Source organism: Pedobacter nototheniae (assembly GCF_032678625.1).
Classification (GTDB): Bacteria; Bacteroidota; Bacteroidia; order Sphingobacteriales; family Sphingobacteriaceae; genus Pedobacter; species Pedobacter nototheniae_A.
Window position 1 is genome coordinate 163826 of the sequence record NZ_JAVTSO010000006.1, and the last position, 22416, is coordinate 186241.

The window sequence follows — 22416 nt, forward strand, 5'->3', positions numbered from 1 at the left end:
GTTGTAGTTGTTGATTATTTATTAGGTTGCCCAAGATCTTTGGCCGGGCTTTAAAGGTGCACTGCCATCGTATCTGCCTGGAATAAGAACATATTCGCGGGCTTTGGTACAGCCAATTTCTGATGAATAATAACCCAGGAGTGTTAAATCTCTTGCGGTAATAAAGAAATAAGCTAAATCTTTGTTTTCATCAGCTTTGCTTTCTTTTTGGGCAAGGGTTATGGTTCTAACATCTCCCATTAATTTTTCACGGTCCTGGACGCTTAACAGCGCAAAACTTTTACCGAAATCTTTGTTTGATTTTGCTTCAAATGCCGCGAAACCCTTGGCAAATGAGGTTTGCATTGCCGTTGGATAACAATCTTTAATCATCATTGGAATAAAAGTTCCCAATCCTGCTGCCTTGGCACCAGCGGATGATTTGGTTGTTGGAACAATGACATCGGCAAATTCTGCCAGGACTTTTTCCTGCTCAGGACTAAAAGAAACAAAATTCTTCTCATGTTCAGGCAAGGTAAAACTCTCAAACAAAACGCCCATAGTGCTTGCTGAGATGGCTCCTCCCAGCAATAAAGCAACGCTTTTTAGTGCTTCTCTTCTTTGCATCGTCTTTATGATTTTATATATTGGTTATCTATGTGTTGAATTAGTAATATTAGAAAAAAAAAGGCAGAAAGAGTGCGGATAAATCATTAAATTATTCGTATGCAATGCGATTGTTACCCCGTAGAATTATTCTAAATAATTGAGTTTTGTTGCCTTTTAGATATTACTAAATCGTTTTTCATTTCTTAATTTCCTTCGTGTACAATGTACATTAAGATTATTTTTATTCCATTTGCCGGTCTGAAAACGGTGAGGGTTAAGTTTTGCCATTAAAAAACACCTAAATCAGATTTTTTTTAATGTAGTTGTAGCTTTCCGTAATGCTTTGGTAAGGCTCTTTTTTTATTACATCCTGTTCAATAAAAATATAATCTAATCCGGCGAGGTTGGCCTGGGCAAAAATGCTTTTGAAATCAATCCTTCCCGAACCTACTTCGGCAAAAATATTTTTGTCTGCTTTGTCCATATCCTTCACGTGGAAGAGTTTATAGCGACCCGGATTTTTCCTAAACATTTCAATAGGATTTAACCCGGCATTAACTGCCCAAAACAAATCGAGTTCAAAGCTAACGAGCTTTGTATCGGTTTCCTTTAATAAAATTTCATAACCGGTTTGCCCCGAACCTTGATCTTTAAATTCGAAATTATGATTGTGGTACGCTAGTTTCAGACCTGATTTTTGGCATAAGCCGGCAGCAATATTAAATCTTTCTGCCATTTTTTTATAATCATCTAATGTTCCGTTTGTTCTAATGTTGGTGGGTAAAGCAGGGATTACAAAATATTTCTGTCCTACTATGGCTGCAATTTCGATATACTGTTTTAAAAGTTTGTCTTCTCCGGAGGATAAAAATTCAGTGGTATTGTAATGCCCGCTTGGTGAGGTCAGGTTGTTTGATTTTAGTAAGGTATTAAATTCATTGGCATCCAAGCCCCAAAAGCCCTCCACCTCATACTTGCCCGGGTAACCATAATAAGTTTCGACCTGGTTGTATCCAATTTTTGCCACTTTGGTAATGGTTTCCCTAACATTAGCGGTTAATTGTTCTCTTAAGGTAAACAACTGAATGCCGATTTTTGAAATTTTGAGGTTAGTGCTGTTTGCTAATGCTGAGGTTATAATAGATGGGCTTATAAAAGCTGCAGCTGCGGCTAAGCCTGTTTTTTGCAAAAATGTTCTTCTATTTGTCATGTGGTTTATAAATTAAAAAGCCAGCGCTTTTAAACGCTGGCCTGGTTATTAGAATGAATAAGATAAAGATCCCCAGAAGGTACGTTGAAGTAAAGTTCTTCCAATCATCAATGTGCCTGGGGTTACAGCTGTAAAATCCCTGAACTGATCTCCTCGAACATCGCCCTCGGTAAGCACCCTTGCATTTAGCAAATTGTCTGCCCAAAATCTAATGGCTACTTTTTTGGTAAAGTTATAGCCTGCACCAGCTTTCATCACTACGTAAGCGGGTAATTTATAGCTGTCACTTGGAGAAGTAAACCGGCTGCCCACATAAGTTGCGGAAACATATAAATTCACTTTTTTATAATCGTAGTTTGCACCGAGCTCAGTATTTAAAACCGGAACTCTTTCTGTTCTGTTGCCGGTAAAGCTGTAATCCTTATCTCCAAACTGAGCAAGTACCGCAGAGTTTGTTCTGGTTGATGCAGTATAATCTGTGTATTTAGAATCTTGCAGGGTTCCGGTAAGCCTTAAACTAAGAGGTTTAAATATTTTATAAGAAACTTCATACTCAGCACTCCATGTTCTGGTAGAGCCAAATGCAACCAGCGCTTGCGTTCCGGAAGCTATTGTTGGAACATTGATGGTTAAAGAAGTATTTTTTATAGCAGAATAACTTCCTGAAGCGAAAATAGCCAGGTTGTTTTTAGCATATTTAAAGCCAATCTCTCCTAAATAAACCGGACGTTTTTTAATGTTTACCGGATTATATGCGGCAGCATTATAATCGCCAATATTTGGAGCGTTGTATGCCTTTGTTACCCTCGCGAAAACGCTTGCTGTAGAATTAATTTTATAATTGGCACCTAATGAAGCGGCCCAATTGGTTAAGGTTTCATTGTAATCGGTGTAACCCGCAATGGTTGGATTGGCTGCGGCAGTTATATTTGGAGTTCCATCTGCATTTAAGGCATAAAATGGTCTTTTACCTTTAACATTCTGGTTATCTATCCTGGCACCAATGTCCAAACGCCATTGATCGCTGATTTTAACCTCATCGCTGGCGTAAGCAGATAAGGTTCTGGTATCACCAATAAATGTATTTTTAGTTTGGATGGTTCTTTCCGAAGCCGCGGGGCTTTGTAATAAAATGCTTGGGTGCTCCTTAAATTCAGAAAAGCTTCTAAACGTATACCTCAAATCATCGCGATTGTACTGATGAATGCCAAGACCTAAACTTAAACTGTGTTTTTCAAAAGTTTTTTTCAGGTCAAGGTAATCTACAACCTGTACATCACTGTTGATTTGTCCGTTAGCAGAAGAAGTAATTACCTGGTCGCCTGCACTGAATGGAGCCACTGCTCCGCCAGGATAATAATATGGTGTAGCTGCTGTTCTGGCGGCAATACCACTTGGCACTGTATAAGTACTATTGGTATGCGTATTCTGATAACGGAAATTATTTACAATCTGCCACCCGCTATCTGTTAGATAATTAAACTGAAAACCACCGGAACCTAATTTAGTATGAATCCCGTCAGTAAGGCTAAAGTTATGGCTTGAACCTGCAGGGTCATTGTAACTCCAGTCTGTTTGTAATGGAACAATAGATTGGCTAACCATATCGTAACTTCCATAATTTCTTGGTTTTCCAGTGCCATCATAAGGATAATAGCTGGTTAATAAAAACTGCACTTTATCGTTCAGGTATTTTCCATACACCCTGATAAAACCTTTATTATTTTTGAAATTAAAGGTCATATTTCCTTTAATTTGTCCACCCTGGTTTGCCGGAGAGAAACCCTGATCTACTACACCCTTATCTGTTCTGTAGAAACCCCCGATGTTATATTTAATCAGATCATTGATTTTTCCACCAGTATTACCATCAAAACGATACAAACCCTGTGAAAAACCCGTTGTAAATTTAACCTGCCCATATGGTTTATCTGCACCAACATAACTAATGTTGTTTACTACTGCACCCGGTGTATTTGCCTGGATAATCGAAGCATTTCCACCTCTTACGGCTTCAATATTCTGGATGGTTAAATCTGTTTTGTAGTATTGATCAATGGAAGGGTTTGTGTTAAATCCTGTTGGCAGCAAAGGCAAGCCATCTTCTTGTATGCCTAAGAAAATATAACCACCTTGCTGAGGAAAACCTCTTACCCAAACATTGCCCGGACCATCTCCTCCGGTACTTTCTACGGTTAAACCCGGAATGGCTTTTAATAAATCGGTACTGTTTAATGGTGCACGGTTGGTAATGTCCTGGTTGCTTACCGAGGTTAGCGCCACACTGCTTTCCAATTTTTTCTTTGGATTACCGCCGGTAACCATAACGCCTTCTAATTGTAAGGCGTCTTCAGATAAGCTGATGTTTAAGTTCTCATCGGCATTGCCCGCTGATAAGGTAACTTCCTTGGAAATAAAGCCAACATAAGTGAGCACAATTACCCGACTATCAACCGTTAATCCTTTTAAAGAGAAATTACCATTCAAATCTGTTGTGGTTCCAATGGTTTTACCTTTTACACTAACCGAAACGCCGGGTAAGGGGTTGCCCTTACTATCGCTTACTTTACCGGTTACCACACCATCAAAAGCTTTTAGCAATTCTAAATTATTGTTAGCCGGAATGGAATACAGTAAAATCTGGTCTTTTACAATCCGGTAGCCCACATCATATTTTTTTAAGGAGTTATCCAAAAAATATTTTAGTTTTTGGTTGACTACATTTATGGATACTCTCCGGTTCGAATTAATTAATTGCGGACTGTAAACAAATTGTACGCTTGCCAGTGTGCTGGCTTTATCGATTATGGTTTTAATATCTGTCTGTTCAGCTTTAATAGAGATTTGTCTATTCAGAAAATCCTGTGCTTCTGCATTTTTAGCAAATGCGCTGCACGTAAAAATTGTTATTGCTAATATTTGATAGATCGAATTTCTCATTGCATATAGAGCCAGGGAAATAAGTAATTTTTTTTTCATAAATTTGGTTATTGTTCATTAAATGATAGGATTTATTGGACATAGAAATACCCGAATACATTCTTAATGTATTTAACTCGCCGGCAATGCCCCACATTGTCGGCTTTGTTTTTAAAGAAAATATCAGGTGGATTAGCCTGTGGCTAAGGACTGTTTGAAATAACTTTTTGCTTCATAATTTATATTTTGGTTAGTTGTGGTTTGAAACCATAATGTTGGTTCCGTTTATTGAATATTTGCCTGAAATAGATCCGCAGATTAAGTTAAGCTGATCGTAAAGTCCTTTTTTACTTAAATCTCCTGTAAAAGTGTAGTTTAATATCTGCTCATTTTCTGATTTGATTTCTATTCCGTAGGCTTCGGTTAGCGTTTTGAAAATTTCACCTAAACGTTCTTCCTTAAAATTGTAGCTGATGTTGTTTGGAATATTATACGCTACAGCCAAAGGGATTGGTTTTTCAACAAGGGTTTTATTGAGTTGGTGATTGGCGAAAACGCCCTTTTGATTTGGTGTAAGCAATATCGTTTTGGCTGTTTTATGCGTTTCTATATCGATGAGCCTACTTTTAGTATTTTCATTCACCTGAACTTTACCCGTTCTAACCGAAACCTGCGCCGGGCCTGTATCTCCACATTCTCTGATGGAAAAACTGGTGCCTAAAACCCTGACAATTAAATGTTGATTGTATACATAAAATGGTTTTTTAGGGTTTTTACTCACTGCGAAAAAAGCATTGCCCTTTAAGTAAATATTTCTTTTATTGGCAGCAAATACTTTCGGATAGATAACACTTGAATTTGGCGCAAGGGTAATTTTACTTTGATCGGATAGGTTAAGGGTAACAGGCTGATTTGTGTTGTTGCTTTCCGTAATTAAGGTTAAGCCACTGTTTTCGTTAAGAAAAGATTGCCGGGCATGATTGTAATTAACAGCGTATAAACCTGCAATTAAAAAAGCAATGGTTATTGAGGCCGCAATAGCTGTTTTAATCCAGATGCGTTTTAATTTAAATTGTTTTACGGGATGTGGTGTGGTTTTTAAATTAGCCCAAACGCGATTACTCATTTCATCGAGTTCTGCCGCTGAAAGTTGATTAAGATTACGGTCACCTAAAAGATCGTACCATTTATTTACAAAAAGCTCCTCACTTTCTGTGCAATTTCCCTTCTCATAACGGGTAAGCAGATCGATAAACGATTGTTGGTTCATAAAGATATATTTGGCGCAATTATATACAAGTAACGCAACCAGGCATGAACCCTAAATAGAAAGATGGAATAAATTACAGTTAATTGTAATTCATTGGTAATCAATTATAAAAATAAATAAAAATTTTTAATGTATTGTTTTATTCGCTTCAGCGAGCGTGTAATGTGATATTCAACTGCTTTTTCAGATATGTTTAATTCTGCTGAAATATCTTTAGTGGTTTGATGTTCGTATCTGCTCAATCTAAAAACTTCCTGGGTTTTTTCCGGTAAAGAATTAATTCCTTTTTCGATAAGGCCCGATAAATCATTTAAATTAACCAAACTGGCCGTATCCTGGTGGGTTTCGTTATAATCCAGGTTTTTATAGGCCATGTATTTGTTCTCCAAAACCTGCTTGCGGATATGGTTCATCACAGCATATTTAAGTGAACCAAATAAGTATGCCTGTAAATTTTGAATGTCTGCATTCAGCCTTTTTTCCCATAAGGAAATGAATATGTTTTGAACCAGTTCTTCTGCTATTATTTTGTCGCCAGTTTTTTTATAGGCTGCGGCAAGCAGCGTTTTGCTAAACAGGGAATAAATTTTTTCATAGGCCTCACTATCGCCCGCTTTAAGGCGATCAATTAAATCAGTAGCATTTTGTGGCTCTACAGCGAGGTTCATTGTTGGTTAGAAATATGTTTTAGTATAGTAAATGTAACGATTTATTTATTTTATCGGTTATCTTAACTTTATTAAATACCTTGATTTTTATGCGTAGAGAACAGCCTGTTATATGTTTTTTTATTAAGCTATATAAAGAATAAATAATTTGTGTTTCTTTTTACCTCATTTTTTTACCTTTGCTAAATTTCAATAAAATATGCAGGAAAAAATAGTTGTTTTGGGCTCTAACGGGCAAATAGGCACGGAGTTGGTAACCATGTTGCGTAAAATCCATGGCGATGATAATGTTATTGCTTGTGATATCCGCAGGCCTGATTATGATATTAAAAATGCCGGACCTTTTGAATTTGTGAACGTTCTGGAAAAAGACATCATCAATGGTATATTCAAAAAATACAAACCAACACAAGTTTATTTATTAGCTGCATTATTATCTGCAACAGGCGAGCAAAACCCTAAACTTGCATGGGATTTGAACATGAATGGCTTACTCAACGTTTTGGATTTAGCCCTTGAATATAAAACCGCTAAAGTATATTGGCCAAGTTCAATTGCTGTTTTCGGGCCTAACTCGCCAAAAGACAATACACCACAATATTGCATTATGGATCCGAATACGGTTTACGGAATTAGTAAACTGGCTGGCGAACGTTGGTGCGAATATTACCACCAGAAATACGGATTGGACGTGCGCAGCATCCGTTATCCAGGTTTAATTAGCTGGAAAGCTGCACCTGGTGGTGGAACAACTGATTATGCCATCCATATTTTCCACGATGCGTTGAAAAAAGGAAGTTACCAGAGTTTTTTAAATGCGGCCACAGAATTGCCAATGATGTATATGGATGATGCAATCCGCGGAACCATTGAACTTATGGATGCACCGGCAGATCAAATTAGTGTAAGAAGCAGTTACAATTTTGGTGGTGTACATTTTACCCCTGAAGTTTTAGCAGACGAAATCAGAAAACATATTCCGGATTTTAAATTAACTTACACAGATAATGATCCACGTCAGCAAATTGCAAACAGCTGGCCGCGCTCAATTGATGATAGTTATGCAACTAAAGACTGGAACTGGAAACCTGAGTTCGATTTATCGAAACTTACAATAGATATGTTAAAAAATTTAAAAAAATAAGGTATCGCGTAAAAGTAAAAAGCTTAAGGTATTACTGCCCTAATCTTATACTGGTTATAAAATACTTAATACTAAAAAAATGGGAAGAGCATTCGAATTTAGAAAAGAGAGAAAATTTAAACGTTGGGCTAAAATGGCAGTCCAGTTTACGCGTATTGGTAAAGATATCGTAATGGCTGTTAAGGAATCAGGGCCTCATCCTGAAACCAACTCCCGTTTACGCACAGCTATACAAAATGCAAAAGCTGTAAACATGCCAAAAGATAGAGTTGAAGCTGCAATCAAGCGTGCATCTGATAAATCAATGGCCAATTATGAAGAAATTGTTTACGAAGGTTATGCACCTCATGGTGTAGCCGTTTTGATAGAAACAGCAACTGATAATACCAACCGTACAGTAGCTAACGTTCGGAGTTATTTTAATAAAACTGATGGGTCTTTAGGTAAAACAGGTTCATTGGATTTTGTTTTTAACCGTAAATCTATTTTTCGTTTTGTACCTGCAGAAGGTTTGGATTTGGAAGAATTGGAGTTTGAATTAATTGACGCCGGTTTAGAAGAATTATACGTAGAAGCGGATGAGGAAGGAAACGATATTGCAGTAGCCCAAGCTGCTTTCGAAAACTTTGGCTCGCTGCAAAAAGCATTGGAAGAAAAAGGAATTGAATTGAAAAGTTCAAAATTAGAACGTATTGCGCTTTCGCACCACGAGGTAACGGAAGAACAAGCGGCTGATGTTTTAAAATTAATTGATAAACTGGAAGAAGACGATGATGTGCAGGCAGTTTATCACAACATGGCTGAATAATAGCAATTGATATTTATAGAAAAGGTCCCGGTTTTATGTCGGGACCTTTTCTGTTTTTAATCAACGCTCTTCGCCCCGAAATTATTTCAGTATGACGGATTATTCTATTTAATCTATTTTTTCTTATGCGAAAATAACCAGGGCAATAATTCAGGTTCTGCAAATGCGCTGTCCCAGCTGTTGTGGTTGTCTTTTGGATAAAGGCTAAATTTAACTTCGTCGCCCACTGTTTTTAAGCGTTCAGAAATGGCGATGGAAAATGCCGGATCAACTACATCATCTTTAGCGCCATGGAAAATCCACAACGGAACCGTTTGGTATTTCTTAATGTTATTTGTATTATCACCTCCACAAATAGAAAAGGCAGCAGCAAAGGTACGGCGCTTGCGTCTTAATAACTCAAAAGTACCCATACCGCCCATAGAAAGACCGCCAACGTAAACCTGATCTTTATTTACATAAGGTTTTTTTAAAAAATCTTTAACCATACCAGTTAAAGCATGCATTACTTTAGTTGGTTTGCCACCTTCTACAAAACTGATTTTTCGTTTTCCGGCCGGGCTCGTAGAAAAAATAGCATTTGCCCAAAAATCATTTTCCGGACATTGAGGGAAAACAACAATGGCAGGAAAATTCTTCCTTAAATCATTCTTTAAAAATAATTTCCCTCCATGAACCAGCTGTTTCTCGTTGTCGTTTCCACGTTCACCACTTCCGTGCAAAAAGAATATTATTGGATATTTTTGGTCAGGATTAAAATTTTCGGGGAATAAAATTCTATAGTAAATAGAATCTTTTCCTTTAATGTAGCTTCCTTTGTCATATTTTTTAAAATCCTGAGCTTTAGAGAAAAGCACTATTAAAAGTACTGCAATGGTTAGGGATAACTTCTTCATATAGCAAAAATAGAAAACCCCGGCTATTAAACAATAGACCGGGGCTAATGGGGGGTGTAATTTTTTATTTCAAGGTAAAACCAGCCTCTTTTACATCGTGTGAATTTGTGCCGATAAATAATTTAAAATCACCGGGTTCTGCCACGAACTTTAAATCAGCATTATAAAATTTAAGGTCATTTTCCGAAAGGGTAAAACTCACTTCTTTGCTTTCACCTGGTTTTAAACTGATTTTTTTAAAACCTTTTAATTCTTTTACAGGCCGCGTACTGCTTCCAACCAAATCTCTTGTATAGAGTTGAACCACTTCTTTACCTTCTAAATTACCGTTGTTGGTTAAGGTAATTGTTGCTGTAATTGATTTTCCTTTTGTTAAGGTATTTGAACTCAGTTTAATATCGCTGTAACCAAATGTGGTATAACTTAAACCGTAACCGAAAGGATAAAGCGGATCGTTGCTTACATCTAAATAGTTTGAACGGAATTTAGAAAACCACTTTCCTTCAGCTAAAGGCCTGCCTGTACTTTTGTGACTGTAATAAATGGGTACCTGCCCAACATTTTGAGGAAATGTAACCGGTAGTTTACCTGATGGATTAACATTGCCAAATAACACATCGCCAATGGCATTTGCCGCTTGAACGCCACCAAACCACACATTTAAAATGGCTGGTACATTTTCACTTTCCCATTTAATGGCAAGTGGTCTGCCGGTAAATAAAACCAATACTACAGGTTTACCCGTTTTTAATAAAGCTGCAAGTAATCTTTTTTGCGTTTCGGGAATACCTATATCTGTGCGACTTGAACTTTCGCCACTCATTTCAGAGCTTTCGCCTAATGCTGCAACAACTACATCCGCACTTTTAGCTGCTTTTACAGCTTCTGCTATAATTTCTTCTTCTGGTCTGTTGTCTCTTGGAATATCACGGCCAAACATGGTTGAGTTGGTTTGTAAAGTGGCATCAGCCGTTAAGTTAGCACCCAAAGCGTGAATAATTTTAACTTGATTACCCACTACATTTTGTAATCCTTCCAATAGCGATGGCGTATTAACCAAATCAGCGTTTACACTCCAGGTGCCCGGCATGTTTGATCTTGTATTGGCCAAAGGGCCAACTAAAGCAACTGTGCCTGATTTTTTTAATGGAAGTGTTTTGTTTTCGTTTTTCAAAAGAACAAAACTTTGAGTGGCCGCCTCTCTGGCTGCTTTTAAGTTTGCCGCGGTTAAAATTTCATTTTTAGCACGCTCATCATTACAATATCTGTACGGATCTTCGAATAAACCCAATTTATATTTTGCTTCTAAAATTAAACGGCACGAGTTATTAATTTGTGCAATGCTTACTTTTCCTTCCTGTAATGATTTTTTTAAAGTCGTTAAGAAGCCTTCGCTCACCATATCCATATCATTACCCGCATTTAATGATTTGGCTGATACGGTTTGAAGATCACCTAAACCATGTTCAATTAATTCGCTTACACCTGTGTAATCAGAAACAACAAATCCATTGAAACCCCATTGTTTACGTAAAAGATCAGTTAATAACCATTTGTTTGCAGTTGCTGGAACGCCATTAATATCATTAAAAGAAACCATAATACTTCCGGCACCCGCATCTAATGCTGCTTTGTATGGCGGAAGATAATCGTTGTACATTCTATCCAAACTCATGTCGGTTGTATTGTAATCACGGCCAGATTCTGCCGCACCATAAAGCGCAAAGTGTTTAACACAAGCCATAATGGTGTTGATTTTTTTCAAATCATCGCCCTGGTAACCTTTAACCATTACTTTGGCAATTTCTGAACCTAAGAAAGTATCTTCACCGCTGCCCTCAGAAATTCTTCCCCATCTGGCATCGCGTGAAACATCAACCATAGGAGAAAAAGTCCAGTTGATACCATCTGCACTGGCTTCTGTAGCTGCAACACGTGCTGTACTCTGGATAAGTGGTAAATCCCAGCTGGCTGCCAAAGCCAAAGGAATAGGGAAGGTGGTTTTGTAACCATGAATAACATCCTGTCCAAAAATTAATGGAATTTTTAAACGGCTTTTCATTGCCACTTCCTGTGTTTTTCTAATTTTTTCGGGAGTTGTCATACTGAAAATGCCACCAACATTTCCCTTTGCAATTTTAGATTCAACATCCGTACTTACCGTCGATCCTGTTGTTGCTTCGCCACCCGTAACCAAATTTAACTGGCCAATTTTTTCATCTACCGTCATTTTAGCCATTAAGCCAGAGATAAATGAATTCATTTTTGCCTGTTCTGCTGAAACAGTTTTTTTGGTTTGTGCCATTGAATTCATGGCGGCAAGGGCTAATAAAATAAATAGGAAATTCGCTTTTTTCATTCTGTGTGTTTATTATTTAATCAAATATGTTGTATGTGTGCTATTCAACCTTTATAACCTGGGTTCTTTGGGAAATACCATTTTCATTTATGGCTTCGATAGAAAAGTAATAAGGTTTTTGATTGTCCATTCCTTTATACCAATACTCGTTTGCCCCGTGAACCATCATACAGTTGTATAGTTTATCGGGCGCAATACCCATGTAAATATTGTAAGCATAAGCATTATCTACGGGTTTCCATTTAAGCCAGGCACTGCGTTTATCTTTTTCAGTACGTAAAACGATGAAGTTTTTAACTTCCTGCGGTGGAGCACCACCGCCATTACCAAAAACCCTTAAACCACTGATGGCAAATTTTCCGGTTGGCATATGGATGTTAACCAGTTTAATGTACCTGGCCTTAACTGGCTCTTTTAATTCGATATAATCATGCGGAACATCTGTTTTGTTTTGACTCTTATCGGCCAGCATTTTCCAGGTTTTACCATCAACCGAATAAAATAATTGATATTGATGGTAGGTATTAAGCTGCTTGCCCAAAAATTCGGCATCCTGATCTGCATAATTAAGCTGAACTGCGTTTACAGTCGAAACCTGTCCCAAATCACTTTGAATCCATTCGCCCTTATTTGCCGATGTGGCGCTCCAGTAAGTTTTAATACTCTCATCAACTGCGTTGTTTGAATTGTAGTTACCTAAGGTTGAGGAGACCTGCACAGGTTTGTTGTAATTTAATAACATCCATCCGGTAAACAACGACCTGATTCCCGGTTCTGCTTCGCCATCGAGAGAAGTTGGTAAATATGTAGGATAATCGCCAAAGGCCGTATTGGTATACATATTATTGTCCTGATCAAAGCCGGCAGGCCAGATGCCAATTCTGCGTTCGAAATTGTTTTTAACAGAAAGCACTATAGTAGAAACATGCCAGTAGTTGTTATAATTATCCTGGAAAGTTGCTCCGTGCCCCGCACCACGGGCAAAACCACCTGGTTTCCACGAAAGTGGTAAAGATTGATGCTCAAAAGGACCCAGAGGGCTTTTAGAAGTGGCAATGCCATCAGCATAACCGCTAAACTCAGTTCCGGGAGCACCATATTGTAAAAAATAAGTTCCGTTATGCTTAGTCATCCAGGCACCTTCCATAAAAGGATCAAGAAAGGTATCATCCAAATATTCGCCAAAACGCTGCCAGCCAAACCTGCCCGGATTTAAAAGCAAAAGCTCCTTGCGCGTACCAATCGGCTGAAAAGTTTTTCTCTTTAATTCTATCCCATAAAGAGGGTAAGAGTTGCTGCTGCCATTGTACATGTAAACTTTTCCATCTTCATCTACAAAATGACCTGGATCCCACCCGCCAATTTCAAATTCCTGAACGGCTTCTTTCCATTCGTTACCTTTAGGATTGGTGCTCATCCAGATGGGAAAGTTTTTTGAATAGGTTGATCCGAAAACAAGCATGGTATCGCCCTGAATCCAAACAGATGGCGCACAAAGATCGTCGTAAACTTTATGCTCTGGTCGTAAAAAATGTCGTGAAACAAATTTCCAGTCAGACATATCGCTGCTGTACCAGTAACCCCACTGGTTGGTCGAAAATAAATAATAATCCCCTTTAAAATTTACAATTACCGGATCGGCTGTTGCCCTGTGTTTCCCCCATTCGGCAAAATTTGGAATTGGCGTATAGCCATAATCTAAATTAATGGGGTTGCAATAGGTTTTATTGTTTTGTGCAAATGCGGAAGAAATACAAATTAGCGTTATTAAGGTTATAATTAATCTTTTCATACTATTTCTTTATTGCAGGATGCTCAAATCCAAGTTTGGTTAAACCATTTTTTACATCGCTGTTTTGCATAAATAATTTCCAGAGTAAGCCCGACCGGTAATTTTCGATCATCACAACCATTGGTCCCTGATCTATTCCTAAATATCTTTGAGGATACCAGTTTTCAGTTTCCGAAAAAGCATCATAAAAACCGTACTTACCCCAAACTTTATCCCCAAGGTCTTCATATAAATGCCTGATGACCTTCATGGATTCTTTAGGGGTATATGGAATAGAAGATATAGCCGCAGTAGGAGAAATTACGCCGAAATCTTCCTGAATACTGTGTGCTGCATACCCTTTAACCGAATAACTTGCGGTTAAACCCCAGTTATTTTCCCCATAACCTTTAAATTTCTTAGGATTGGCTACGCAGTAATCATGAATGGCCAATGTCTGGTTAACATTATTTTCCCAATAATCGGCATAGCGATCTTTCAATCCCTTAGGATTTAGACCTAAATATGAATAATGAGCCCAGAATAAAGGACCCACAGAATTTTTTGCACCTTGATAATCTAATGGTATTTGATGACCATATAGTTTGAAATTTGCTTTGATTGCCCCGTTTCTTGCCCATCCTTCATGATATACTTCGGCCGGAATGGTATGGGTAGGTGAGGAAGCCGCCATAACATACATAATTAAACATTCGTTATAACCCTTAACAGGAAAGTTCATTTCCCATTTGTATTCTGGCGACCAGTGCCAGTACAATACATTTTGCTTATTGCGGTACCAGCTGAAATCAATGCCTTTCCAAAGTTCATTAGCTTTGTTTGCAACTAATTTTTCTTCAGCAGTTCCATTTTTATAATATTCGTTTATGCAAATTAAAGCCTGCGCAACAAAAGAGGTTTCAACTAAATCACCTCCATTATCTTTTTGCCCAAAGGGGCGTACCTTTCCGGTTTCGCCATAAATCCAATGCGACCATGCACCATGAAAGCGATCTGCTTTTGATAAAAAATCTAATATTTTATTTAACCGCACTAATCCATCTGCTTTGCTTACGTAAGCTCTGTCTATTCCACTTAAAATAGCCATTAATCCAAAGCCCGTTGCTCCGGTAGCTACTGTACTCTTATCATTTTCAGGATAAACATTGTCTACATGGTAGCGCTCACGCGCTGCACCAGAAGTTGGCTCGGCACCATCCCAGAAATAATTGAATGTTTGTTTTTGCACCAAATCAAGTAAGTCTTCATCTGATAAACCCTTTTGTATTTCAATTTTTTGAACGGTTGAACTATCCGTTTCTTTAGTTGATTTATTTCTAACACAGGAGTAGCTAAGAAAACAGTATAAAATAAGAGGGAGGATGGTAATTTTTTTCATTTTTTAATAATTAAAGATTAGGACTGTTAAAGCCTAAACCTTTCATTCCGGTTTTAATTTCAGGTGCACTCATAAATAAATTCCATAATAGGCCACTACGATAGTTTTCAATCATTACAATAATTGGCCCCTGGTCTATGGCTAAAGTAGAATTTGCAAACCACTGGTCTTGCAGCGAAAAAGCATCATAAAAGCCATAATCACCCCATGTTTTATTTCCTAATTTATAGTAAAAATATTTCAGCGCCTGCATAGATTCTGTTGGTGTATATGGAAAAGAAGATAAAGCTGCTGTTGGCGCAATAACGCCTACGTCGTTACCTGGCGCACTTGCTGTATACCCATTAGGAATATCACTTGCTGTTAAGCCCCAGCAATTTTCACTGTAACCATAATAATTCAAAGGGTTTGCCCTTGCGTAGTTGTAATTAATTAGCGTATGAGCTTTAGTTTGTGTTTCATAATTGGCATATGCGTCAGTTAAGCCTTTTGGGTTGATTCCTAAAAATGAATAATGGGAGAAGAATAAAGGTCCACCGTTTGCAACGCCTAAAGGAAGTTGGGTGCCGTAATAAGTATTGCCATTTTTCATGGCGCCATTTTGTGCCCACCCACTATCATAAACTGTTTTTGGAATAGGATAAGTTGTAGAGGAGGCCGCTAATACATAGGTAATGAGGCATTCGTTCCAGCCCCTTATCGGTAAGTTCATGTCCCAGTTATAGTTTGGGCTCCAATGCCAATACAGTGTATTCCCATTGTCTTTTCTGTACCAACTCCATTCCACAGCATTATAAATTGCATTTATATCCGTTCTTAAAGTTGTTTCGCTCGCATCAGTTCCATTAAAGTATTGACGGGCTGTAATTAGTCCGGCCATTAAAAATGATGTCTCTACAAGGTCTCCACCATTATCTTTGGCACTAAAAGGAATTACTTTTCCAGTATTTCCATCCAGCCAATGTGGGTATGCTCCGTGAAAACGCTCAGCTGTTTTTAAAAATGTTACCATTTTCTGTATTCTTGTTAAGCCTTCGGTTCTGGTTATAAAACCACGGTTAATGCCCGCTACCATCGCCATTATTCCAAATCCCGAACCTCCTGAAGTTACCGTATTACCCGAAGTATTTCTTTCTCTTGCTAAACCACTTGTTGGATGCCCAAAATCCCAAAAATATTTGAAAGTTTGTTTTTGTACCAGGGTTAAAAGTTCGTCATCAGTTACGCGGGCAAACTTATCTGTTTCATCTACAACGGTATTAAATGTAACTGTTAAGGGGCTTTCTAAAAAGCCGCCATTTGTAGATTTTAAATTTGTAGAGATGGATATATTATAGGCTTTTATTCCTTGAAGATTCTGAGTTGGCTGAACGACAATTGTTTTATTATTGTTTTCGAGAATTGCTGTAAATTGCACAGAAGAACCTGTACTTTCATTAAATAAAATATTGGTGGCTAAATCATTTCCGACAATTTCATTGGGGAAAGTAATTTTAATTATTGGTTGTAATGAAACTACAGGCACTTTACCTGAAACGGGTATTTTGCCGTTGATAGTAACCTCGCCAACGGTAAATCCAGTAGGTGGAACAGGTATTTCGACAGGTGTATTTTTTTTACAACCGAATATGGCAACAAGAAAAATAGCTAATAGAATTTTAATTTTCATGGGAATGAGGATTAAAGAGTACTGTTATACTGAAATAACAATACTCTTTAAATTTATTTAGCGGCCTTGTCTTTCTAATTGATAAAGCGCAGATACTTGTTGAGATGTTAATGCTTTTTTATAGATACGCATTTCATCTAATTTACCGGTATAATTTAGCATCCAGGGCTCTAATCCACCAAAAGGAGCTCCAGCATGGTTTTGATAGCCACCAATTACAAATTTGGTTGCACTTTTAAATGCTAATGGGCCAAGCGGTGCAGTACCATTTGATGTTCTGTTTGCGTCATTACCAATGTCGATAGCTTGTCCATTTGCATAATAAGCTACTTTTGACGTTGTTTCATCATAGGTATAGGTAATTTGGCGCCATGCACCATACATGTCGTTTGGCCTTAATGCCTCGGCAGGGTCCACCCAATTTTCTGTATTCGGAATAGATGGCGTTACATTTTTCTCGAAATGAAGTTTGGATTGCATTTTGTTACTGCTGGTATTGTTCCCTTCAATAATTACGAAAAAGTTACCCCAAAATGAGCCATCGGCTTTACCAAGGCCAAAAATGCCTTGCGCACCACCATCATGTTTTTGGGTATTAATCCAAAATGAAACCGTAAAACTTGTTAAACCGGCAACCAATCCTGGGTTAGCATAGGTAATAAATGTACCTGTTTTTCCCTGATAGGCCTGACCTTTAATTCCACCCTGAAAATTAGATGTTCCCGTTAAAACACCCCCGGTTACGGTCCCTTTGTTATCTGCTATATTTCCATCAAACGGGAAATATGCTACTAAATTGGAGGGTTCTATTTCAGAAGAATTTGTATATCCACCAGCAACTGGTGGTGGATTTCCTACCTGAAAGTCATCATCTAATTTAGATTTTGTACACTGAGAAAACATTAGACAAGCTGCGATCGCAACCATCCAGTTTACTTTTGAGTTATTTAAAAATTTGCTCATATAAATATTTTTAACCAATTAGAATTAATAACCTGGGTTTTGTAATAAACGGCCACCACTTAAATCTCTTTGAATTTGTGGAATAGGATAAAGCTCATTTTTACCATCAACGAAATTTTTTCCTAATGCCCTTAATACTGCACCTGCTCTACCTTGACGCACTAAATCAAAAAAACGATCCTGCTCCATAGCCAGTTCAGCTCTTCTTTCTTTCCAGATGTTGGCAACTGTTCCCGTTGATGGAAGTAAGCCTGCTCTTGATCTAACTAAATTTAGATTAGTTGTAGCTTCTGATTTACCCAAATTAGCAGCAGCTTCAGCATTGATTAATAATACTTCAGCATAACGCATTAATCTAATGTTTTTAGGCTTAGAATCTTTATTATTAGAAATTTGAGGCGACTCTTTTAAAGGGCTGTGATAAGCTTTATAGCTATAGCGGGCATTCTCAACTGAATCCTGAGTTGGAATTCTGAAACCATCCCAAAGTGTAGTGCCTATATTTAATGCGTTACCACCAGCTTGAGGAACTACTGTTGGATTAATAAATATGGTTGTGGCTGCTCTTCTTGTATCACCAGCTTCATAGCTTCCAACTAAGTCAGAACTTGGGGTGTTAAATCCGAAACCCAAATCATTCCAGCCACCTTTAGACCTTGGGCCTTGGCCGTTACTAAATAATAAGCTTACAGCATTTTCGCCAACGTTTATGCCGGTTTGAACCTCGAAGATTGATTCACTATTATTATTTCCACCAATTCCACCTTCTGGTTTTTCGCGAAAAATTAAGCTATAGTTAGAAACCAGGTTATATAATCCCGAATTGATTACATTGCTCGACATATCGAAAGCTTTTTGCCAGTCTTTTTGATACAAATATACCTTGGATAAATAAGCTGCTGCAGCTCCCTTAGTTGCTCTTCCTACTGCGGTATTTCCTTTGGTAGGTAAATTGTCAAAGGCATATTGTAAATCTTCATTAATTATAGCATAAATCTGATCTTTGGTCGCGCGTGTTTGAAATTCATCGTTGTTGCCTTCTGATGGTTCAGGTACACGAATTAATTTTGGTACACCTCCAAATAACCGAACCAGATTAAAGTAATAAAGACCTCTTAAAAAGCGAACTTCACCAAGCAATTTTTTTCTGGTTACATCGTCAAAAGAGCTTTGATTTAAGATATCAATGGCTCTGTTTACTCTGGCTATAGCTGTATAATGACCTTTCCAGATATTATTTAATATTTCATTATTTGCGTTGATGTTGAAATTGTCAATATCAAGAGCAGCCTGAAAATCCGTTGGTGTACTGCCTTTATCTGCATCATCCGAAGCTACATCTGAAACAAAAGTAAATTCAAGACCTACAGTTGTCGGACCAAAAGCGCCAAGGTAAAGTGTATTGTAAACCCCGCCAACAAGTTTGTCTGCTGCTGCTGGATCGGTTAATGCTTGTACTTCTGTTAATTGCCCCTGTGGATTTACATCCAAAAAGCCTTTACGGCAACTTGTTGTCATAACAAGAATAGCTGCCGGTATAATTATATATTTCTTAGAAATTTTCATTTTAGTCTGTTATAAATTTAAAAACCTAAATTAACACCAAAAGCGAATGTTCTTGTAGTTGGATAGATAGAAGTTTCTATACCAGCCTTTAAAGGTGTATCACTTGTAATCTCTGGCGTAAAGCCACTGTAGCCAGTTATTGTTGCTAAATTTTGAGCAGTAACAAATACCCTAAGTTTTTCAACCTTATATTTTGATAACAGATTTTTTGGTAAGGTATACCCGAAGGTTATATTATTTATTCTCCAGAAATCACCTTTCTCTAAAAAGTAAGTTGAATTTGGTAATTGACTTAAATTTGCTCTTGGAATACCAGTACCAGTGTTGTTTGGAGTCCACCTGTTAACTGCAACACTGGTTTCTATATTGTCTCTTGAATCCGGACGTGAAGCTTTTTTACCATTGTAAATCATACTTCCTTGTGTTCCGTAAGTTGAAATGCTCAAATCAAAACTTTTATAAGAGATATTTCCATTTATGCCATAAGTAAACTTAGGTTGATATGAACCCGAAAAAGCTCTGTCAAAGTCATTAATTACGCCATCCGGAACACCATTTGGACCACTAATATCTTTATAGCGTAAATCGCCGGGCTTAGCATCTTTTTGTGCTGATGCAGCAATTTCAGTTGCATTTTGGAAAATACCATCCGTTTGTAGTAAGAAGAAACTTCCAATCGGTTGTCCATTATCTGATTTAGTTGTGAATCCAGAACCTATTGAACCATCAAATAAAGCCTGGCCTCCATTTAAACCAGTAATTTTATTCTGGTTATAAGCAATATTTCCACCAATTGAATATTTCCAGTCTTCTCCAATATTATCAGACCAGTTTAATGCAAATTCAACGCCTTTGTTTGAGAAAGAAGCGGCATTTGTAGTATACTGACTGTCTTTGTCGCCTAAAATTGCAGGAATTGCAATGTTGATTAAAGCATTCTCAGTTTTTTTGTTGTAATAATCTACCTGTGCTGTTAATCTGTTGTTTAAGAAACCAAGTTCTAAGCCCAAATCAAATTCTTTTGTTGTTTCCCATTTCACATTTTTATCCGGCAATTCATCAAAAGAAATCCCTAAATATTCAGAACCGTTAAAATAGTAAGGAACGTTAATTGCTGCAATTGGAAAATAAGTAGAAGTTGGAATCTGATCATTACCAACTTTACCAAAACCACCTCTCAGCTTTAATGCTGTAAAGATTTTTTGGTCTTTCATAAAGTCTTCGTTAATAATATTCCATCCTAAACCAACTGAAGGGAAATAACCCCAACGATTTTGTTTTGGAAATCTTGAAGTACCATCTGCTCTCATGGTCGCAGTTAATAAATACCGGTCAGCATAATTATAGTTTAACCTACTGATGTATGAATTACGCGTAAATTTATCTCCGGTGTTGTTGTTTGTTGCACCAACAGTAGAACCTGCGCCCAAGTACCACTGATCCTGGCTTTCTGGTACATCTATTCTTTTTCCTTCCAAACTGTTTAAAGTATATTGCTCAGAAGTCATACCCACCAACAAGGTAAAATTATGCTTATCGAAAGATTTATTTATAGTGGCTGTATTATCCCAAACCCATCTTGTAGTGGTATTGTTTTTAACAGTTAGATCACTGTTATTTCTTAACTGATTCCCTCCATTAGTTAAAAACACACTATTTGGGCCAACATTATCATATTTGTAATTGTAGATTGTGTTTTTGTAAAAATCCAGATCTATTCCAAAACTTGATCTTAAAGTTAACCACGAAACAGGTTTAACATCAGCTGCAAAAGTACCCTGAACTTTATTGCCTATTCCCCCGTTGTTTGTCTTATCCAGGTTTAATAAAGGGTTTCCTAAATTATTTGATAGAGACGTATTTCCATACTTATCTCCGATTTTAGAAGCAACATAAGGCGCGGCTCTGTAAGCTAAATTAAAAGCAGCTAAATCAACATCACGAAGATTAAATCTGCTAAATGAAACCAATGATGATAACTTTAACCATTTTGCCAGGTTATACTCATTATTTGAACGAAGAGTAAAACGATTAAAATCGTTTGTTTTAATAATTCCTTCATCAGCAATATATCCTGCGCTTAAGAAGTAAGTTATGTCTTCATTTCCGCCAGAAATAGAAAGGTTATGATTTTGTTGTAATCCTTTTTTTAATATTGCATCATACCAATCGGTATTTGCGCCTGCCTGAAGCATAGTCGGAGTGATTAGGATATCTCCTGTTCCGTAGTACTGATTGGCTTCGTTTAGGTAACCGGCGTACTGATTAGGCCCTGCCATATTCACCAATTTAGTAATTTCTTTAAAGCCAACTGTTCCATTATAATTAATTACCATTCTACCGGATTTACCTTTCTTTGTTGTAATTAATAATACTCCATTGGCTGCACGCATACCATAAATGGCTGTTGCAGATGCATCCTTAAGGATATCCATTGTTACAATGTCGGATGAGTTAATATTTCTGATATCATCCGTAATTACTCCATCTACAACATATAATGGGTTGGCTCCCGCAAGCATTGTACCCGTTCCACGTACTCTAACTGTTGGTAAGCTATTTGGAGATCCGTTGCTAATGATCTGAACACCGGCAACTTTACCTTGTATAGCTTGAGTAGGCGCCAAAACAGGTTCTTTTGCAATATCTTCTCCCTTAATTTGGGCAACCGCACCTGTCAAATCTTTTTTTCTTTGTGTACCATAACCCACCACTACAACCTGCTCTAATTGTTGTGTGGATGATTGTAACGCTACATTAATCGTTGTTTGATTGTTCACTGCAACTTCCTTGGTTGTGTAGCCCAGGTAAGTAAATACCAAAGTTGCATTGGCAGGAGCACTAATGCTATATGCACCGGTTGCATCTGTTTGTGTGCCATTTTGTGTCCCCTTAACCAGCACGCTTACGCTGGGGATTGTGGTCTTGTCGCCTCCATCAGTTACTCTCCCTTTTACCGTAATGTTTTGTGCAAACGCTACGTTCATCATGAGTAAACAAATTCCGGCTAAAAGAGAAATTCTTGTAAAGATTCTTTTCATGCTCTTATAAAATTTGGTTTAATTGTTAATTAAATGTGGGATTGTTTTCTCGCTTGTGCAAGTGATTTTACCTCAACATTAATACATCATTTTGTTGCGAGTGGTATCTCAGTGAATAAAACTAATATCGATTTGAGCCCAAAAA

15 protein-coding genes are annotated in these 22416 nt (G+C 37.5%); 2 read left to right on the plus strand and 13 right to left on the minus strand.

The features are described from left to right. Positions 1-21 precede the first annotated feature (21 nt). The 5 genes from R2Q77_RS17320 to R2Q77_RS17340 form a co-directional block, all read right to left on the minus strand. Positions 22-606, minus strand: coding sequence for a gluconate 2-dehydrogenase subunit 3 family protein (locus tag R2Q77_RS17320; RefSeq protein WP_316804986.1), 585 nt, complete (start codon positions 604-606; stop codon positions 22-24). A gap of 280 nt (positions 607-886) precedes the next feature. Next, positions 887-1798 (minus strand): sugar phosphate isomerase/epimerase, encoded by a 912-nt coding sequence (locus R2Q77_RS17325; protein WP_316804987.1) that lies wholly within the window; start codon positions 1796-1798, stop codon positions 887-889. A 48-nt stretch (positions 1799-1846) separates the two neighbouring features. Beyond that, positions 1847-4777 carry a TonB-dependent receptor domain-containing protein gene (locus tag R2Q77_RS17330; protein WP_316804988.1) on the minus strand — a complete coding sequence of 977 codons (2931 nt, stop codon included), beginning with the start codon at positions 4775-4777 and terminating at the stop codon, positions 1847-1849. 190 nt (positions 4778-4967) lie between these two features. Further along, the gene (locus tag R2Q77_RS17335) at positions 4968-5987 is read right to left on the minus strand and encodes a FecR family protein (protein ID WP_316804989.1); all 1020 of its coding nucleotides are present in this window, start codon (positions 5985-5987) and stop codon (positions 4968-4970) included. Positions 5988-6091: 104 nt separating this feature from the next. Beyond that, the gene (locus tag R2Q77_RS17340; RefSeq protein ID WP_316804990.1) at positions 6092-6655 is read right to left on the minus strand and encodes an RNA polymerase sigma factor; all 564 of its coding nucleotides are present in this window, start codon (positions 6653-6655) and stop codon (positions 6092-6094) included. A gap of 199 nt (positions 6656-6854) precedes the next feature. Here R2Q77_RS17340 and R2Q77_RS17345 point away from each other — a divergent pair, with 199 nt between their 5' ends. Together R2Q77_RS17345 and R2Q77_RS17350 are read left to right on the plus strand one after the other, a co-directional pair. Next, positions 6855-7799, plus strand: coding sequence for an NAD-dependent epimerase/dehydratase family protein (locus tag R2Q77_RS17345; RefSeq protein ID WP_316804991.1), 945 nt, complete (start codon positions 6855-6857; stop codon positions 7797-7799). A gap of 79 nt (positions 7800-7878) precedes the next feature. Beyond that, positions 7879-8607, plus strand: a complete 729-nt coding sequence (locus R2Q77_RS17350; RefSeq protein ID WP_316804992.1) for a YebC/PmpR family DNA-binding transcriptional regulator — start codon at positions 7879-7881, stop codon at positions 8605-8607. A 113-nt stretch (positions 8608-8720) separates the two neighbouring features. Here R2Q77_RS17350 and R2Q77_RS17355 read toward each other — a convergent pair whose 3' ends face one another. From R2Q77_RS17355 to R2Q77_RS17390, 8 genes are all read right to left on the minus strand, one after another. Further along, the gene (locus R2Q77_RS17355) at positions 8721-9503 is read right to left on the minus strand and encodes an alpha/beta hydrolase-fold protein (RefSeq protein WP_316804993.1); all 783 of its coding nucleotides are present in this window, start codon (positions 9501-9503) and stop codon (positions 8721-8723) included. 64 nt (positions 9504-9567) lie between these two features. Continuing rightward, a complete protein-coding gene (gene bglX, locus R2Q77_RS17360; protein WP_316804994.1) occupies positions 9568-11862 on the minus strand; it encodes a beta-glucosidase BglX in 2295 nt (764 codons plus the stop codon). Positions 11863-11902: 40 nt separating this feature from the next. Then, positions 11903-13654, minus strand: coding sequence for a family 43 glycosylhydrolase (locus R2Q77_RS17365; RefSeq protein ID WP_316804995.1), 1752 nt, complete (start codon positions 13652-13654; stop codon positions 11903-11905). A gap of 1 nt (position 13655) precedes the next feature. Beyond that, the gene (locus tag R2Q77_RS17370) at positions 13656-15032 is read right to left on the minus strand and encodes a glucoamylase family protein (protein WP_316804996.1); all 1377 of its coding nucleotides are present in this window, start codon (positions 15030-15032) and stop codon (positions 13656-13658) included. A gap of 10 nt (positions 15033-15042) precedes the next feature. Beyond that, positions 15043-16701, minus strand: a complete 1659-nt coding sequence (locus tag R2Q77_RS17375; protein ID WP_316804997.1) for a glucoamylase family protein — start codon at positions 16699-16701, stop codon at positions 15043-15045. Positions 16702-16758: 57 nt separating this feature from the next. Next, positions 16759-17664: a LamG-like jellyroll fold domain-containing protein gene (locus R2Q77_RS17380; protein WP_316804998.1), complete on the minus strand. Its 906-nt coding sequence runs from the start codon at positions 17662-17664 to the stop codon at positions 16759-16761. 24 nt (positions 17665-17688) lie between these two features. Then, positions 17689-19230, minus strand: a complete 1542-nt coding sequence (locus R2Q77_RS17385) for a RagB/SusD family nutrient uptake outer membrane protein (protein WP_316804999.1) — start codon at positions 19228-19230, stop codon at positions 17689-17691. A 17-nt stretch (positions 19231-19247) separates the two neighbouring features. After that, positions 19248-22271 (minus strand): TonB-dependent receptor, encoded by a 3024-nt coding sequence (locus R2Q77_RS17390; protein WP_316805000.1) that lies wholly within the window; start codon positions 22269-22271, stop codon positions 19248-19250. Positions 22272-22416: the final 145 nt, after the last annotated feature.

What these genes read in the sequence shown, in the direction of transcription:
- R2Q77_RS17350 (WP_316804992.1), top strand. Translation starts at nt 7,879, where the DNA reads ATGGGAAGAGCATTCGAATTTAGAAAAGAGAGAAAATTTAAACGTTGG.
- R2Q77_RS17335 (WP_316804989.1), bottom strand. Translation starts at nt 5,987, where the DNA reads ATGAACCAACAATCGTTTATCGATCTGCTTACCCGTTATGAGAAGGGA.
- R2Q77_RS17365 (WP_316804995.1), bottom strand. Translation starts at nt 13,654, where the DNA reads ATGAAAAGATTAATTATAACCTTAATAACGCTAATTTGTATTTCTTCC.
- R2Q77_RS17380 (WP_316804998.1), bottom strand. Translation starts at nt 17,664, where the DNA reads ATGAGCAAATTTTTAAATAACTCAAAAGTAAACTGGATGGTTGCGATC.
- R2Q77_RS17320 (WP_316804986.1), bottom strand. Translation starts at nt 606, where the DNA reads ATGCAAAGAAGAGAAGCACTAAAAAGCGTTGCTTTATTGCTGGGAGGA.
- R2Q77_RS17375 (WP_316804997.1), bottom strand. Translation starts at nt 16,701, where the DNA reads ATGAAAATTAAAATTCTATTAGCTATTTTTCTTGTTGCCATATTCGGT.
- R2Q77_RS17345 (WP_316804991.1), top strand. Translation starts at nt 6,855, where the DNA reads ATGCAGGAAAAAATAGTTGTTTTGGGCTCTAACGGGCAAATAGGCACG.
- R2Q77_RS17325 (WP_316804987.1), bottom strand. Translation starts at nt 1,798, where the DNA reads ATGACAAATAGAAGAACATTTTTGCAAAAAACAGGCTTAGCCGCAGCT.
- R2Q77_RS17390 (WP_316805000.1), bottom strand. Translation starts at nt 22,271, where the DNA reads ATGAAAAGAATCTTTACAAGAATTTCTCTTTTAGCCGGAATTTGTTTA.
- bglX (WP_316804994.1), bottom strand. Translation starts at nt 11,862, where the DNA reads ATGAAAAAAGCGAATTTCCTATTTATTTTATTAGCCCTTGCCGCCATG.
- R2Q77_RS17355 (WP_316804993.1), bottom strand. Translation starts at nt 9,503, where the DNA reads ATGAAGAAGTTATCCCTAACCATTGCAGTACTTTTAATAGTGCTTTTC.
- R2Q77_RS17330 (WP_316804988.1), bottom strand. Translation starts at nt 4,777, where the DNA reads ATGAAAAAAAAATTACTTATTTCCCTGGCTCTATATGCAATGAGAAAT.
- R2Q77_RS17340 (WP_316804990.1), bottom strand. Translation starts at nt 6,655, where the DNA reads ATGAACCTCGCTGTAGAGCCACAAAATGCTACTGATTTAATTGATCGC.
- R2Q77_RS17370 (WP_316804996.1), bottom strand. Translation starts at nt 15,032, where the DNA reads ATGAAAAAAATTACCATCCTCCCTCTTATTTTATACTGTTTTCTTAGC.
- R2Q77_RS17385 (WP_316804999.1), bottom strand. Translation starts at nt 19,230, where the DNA reads ATGAAAATTTCTAAGAAATATATAATTATACCGGCAGCTATTCTTGTT.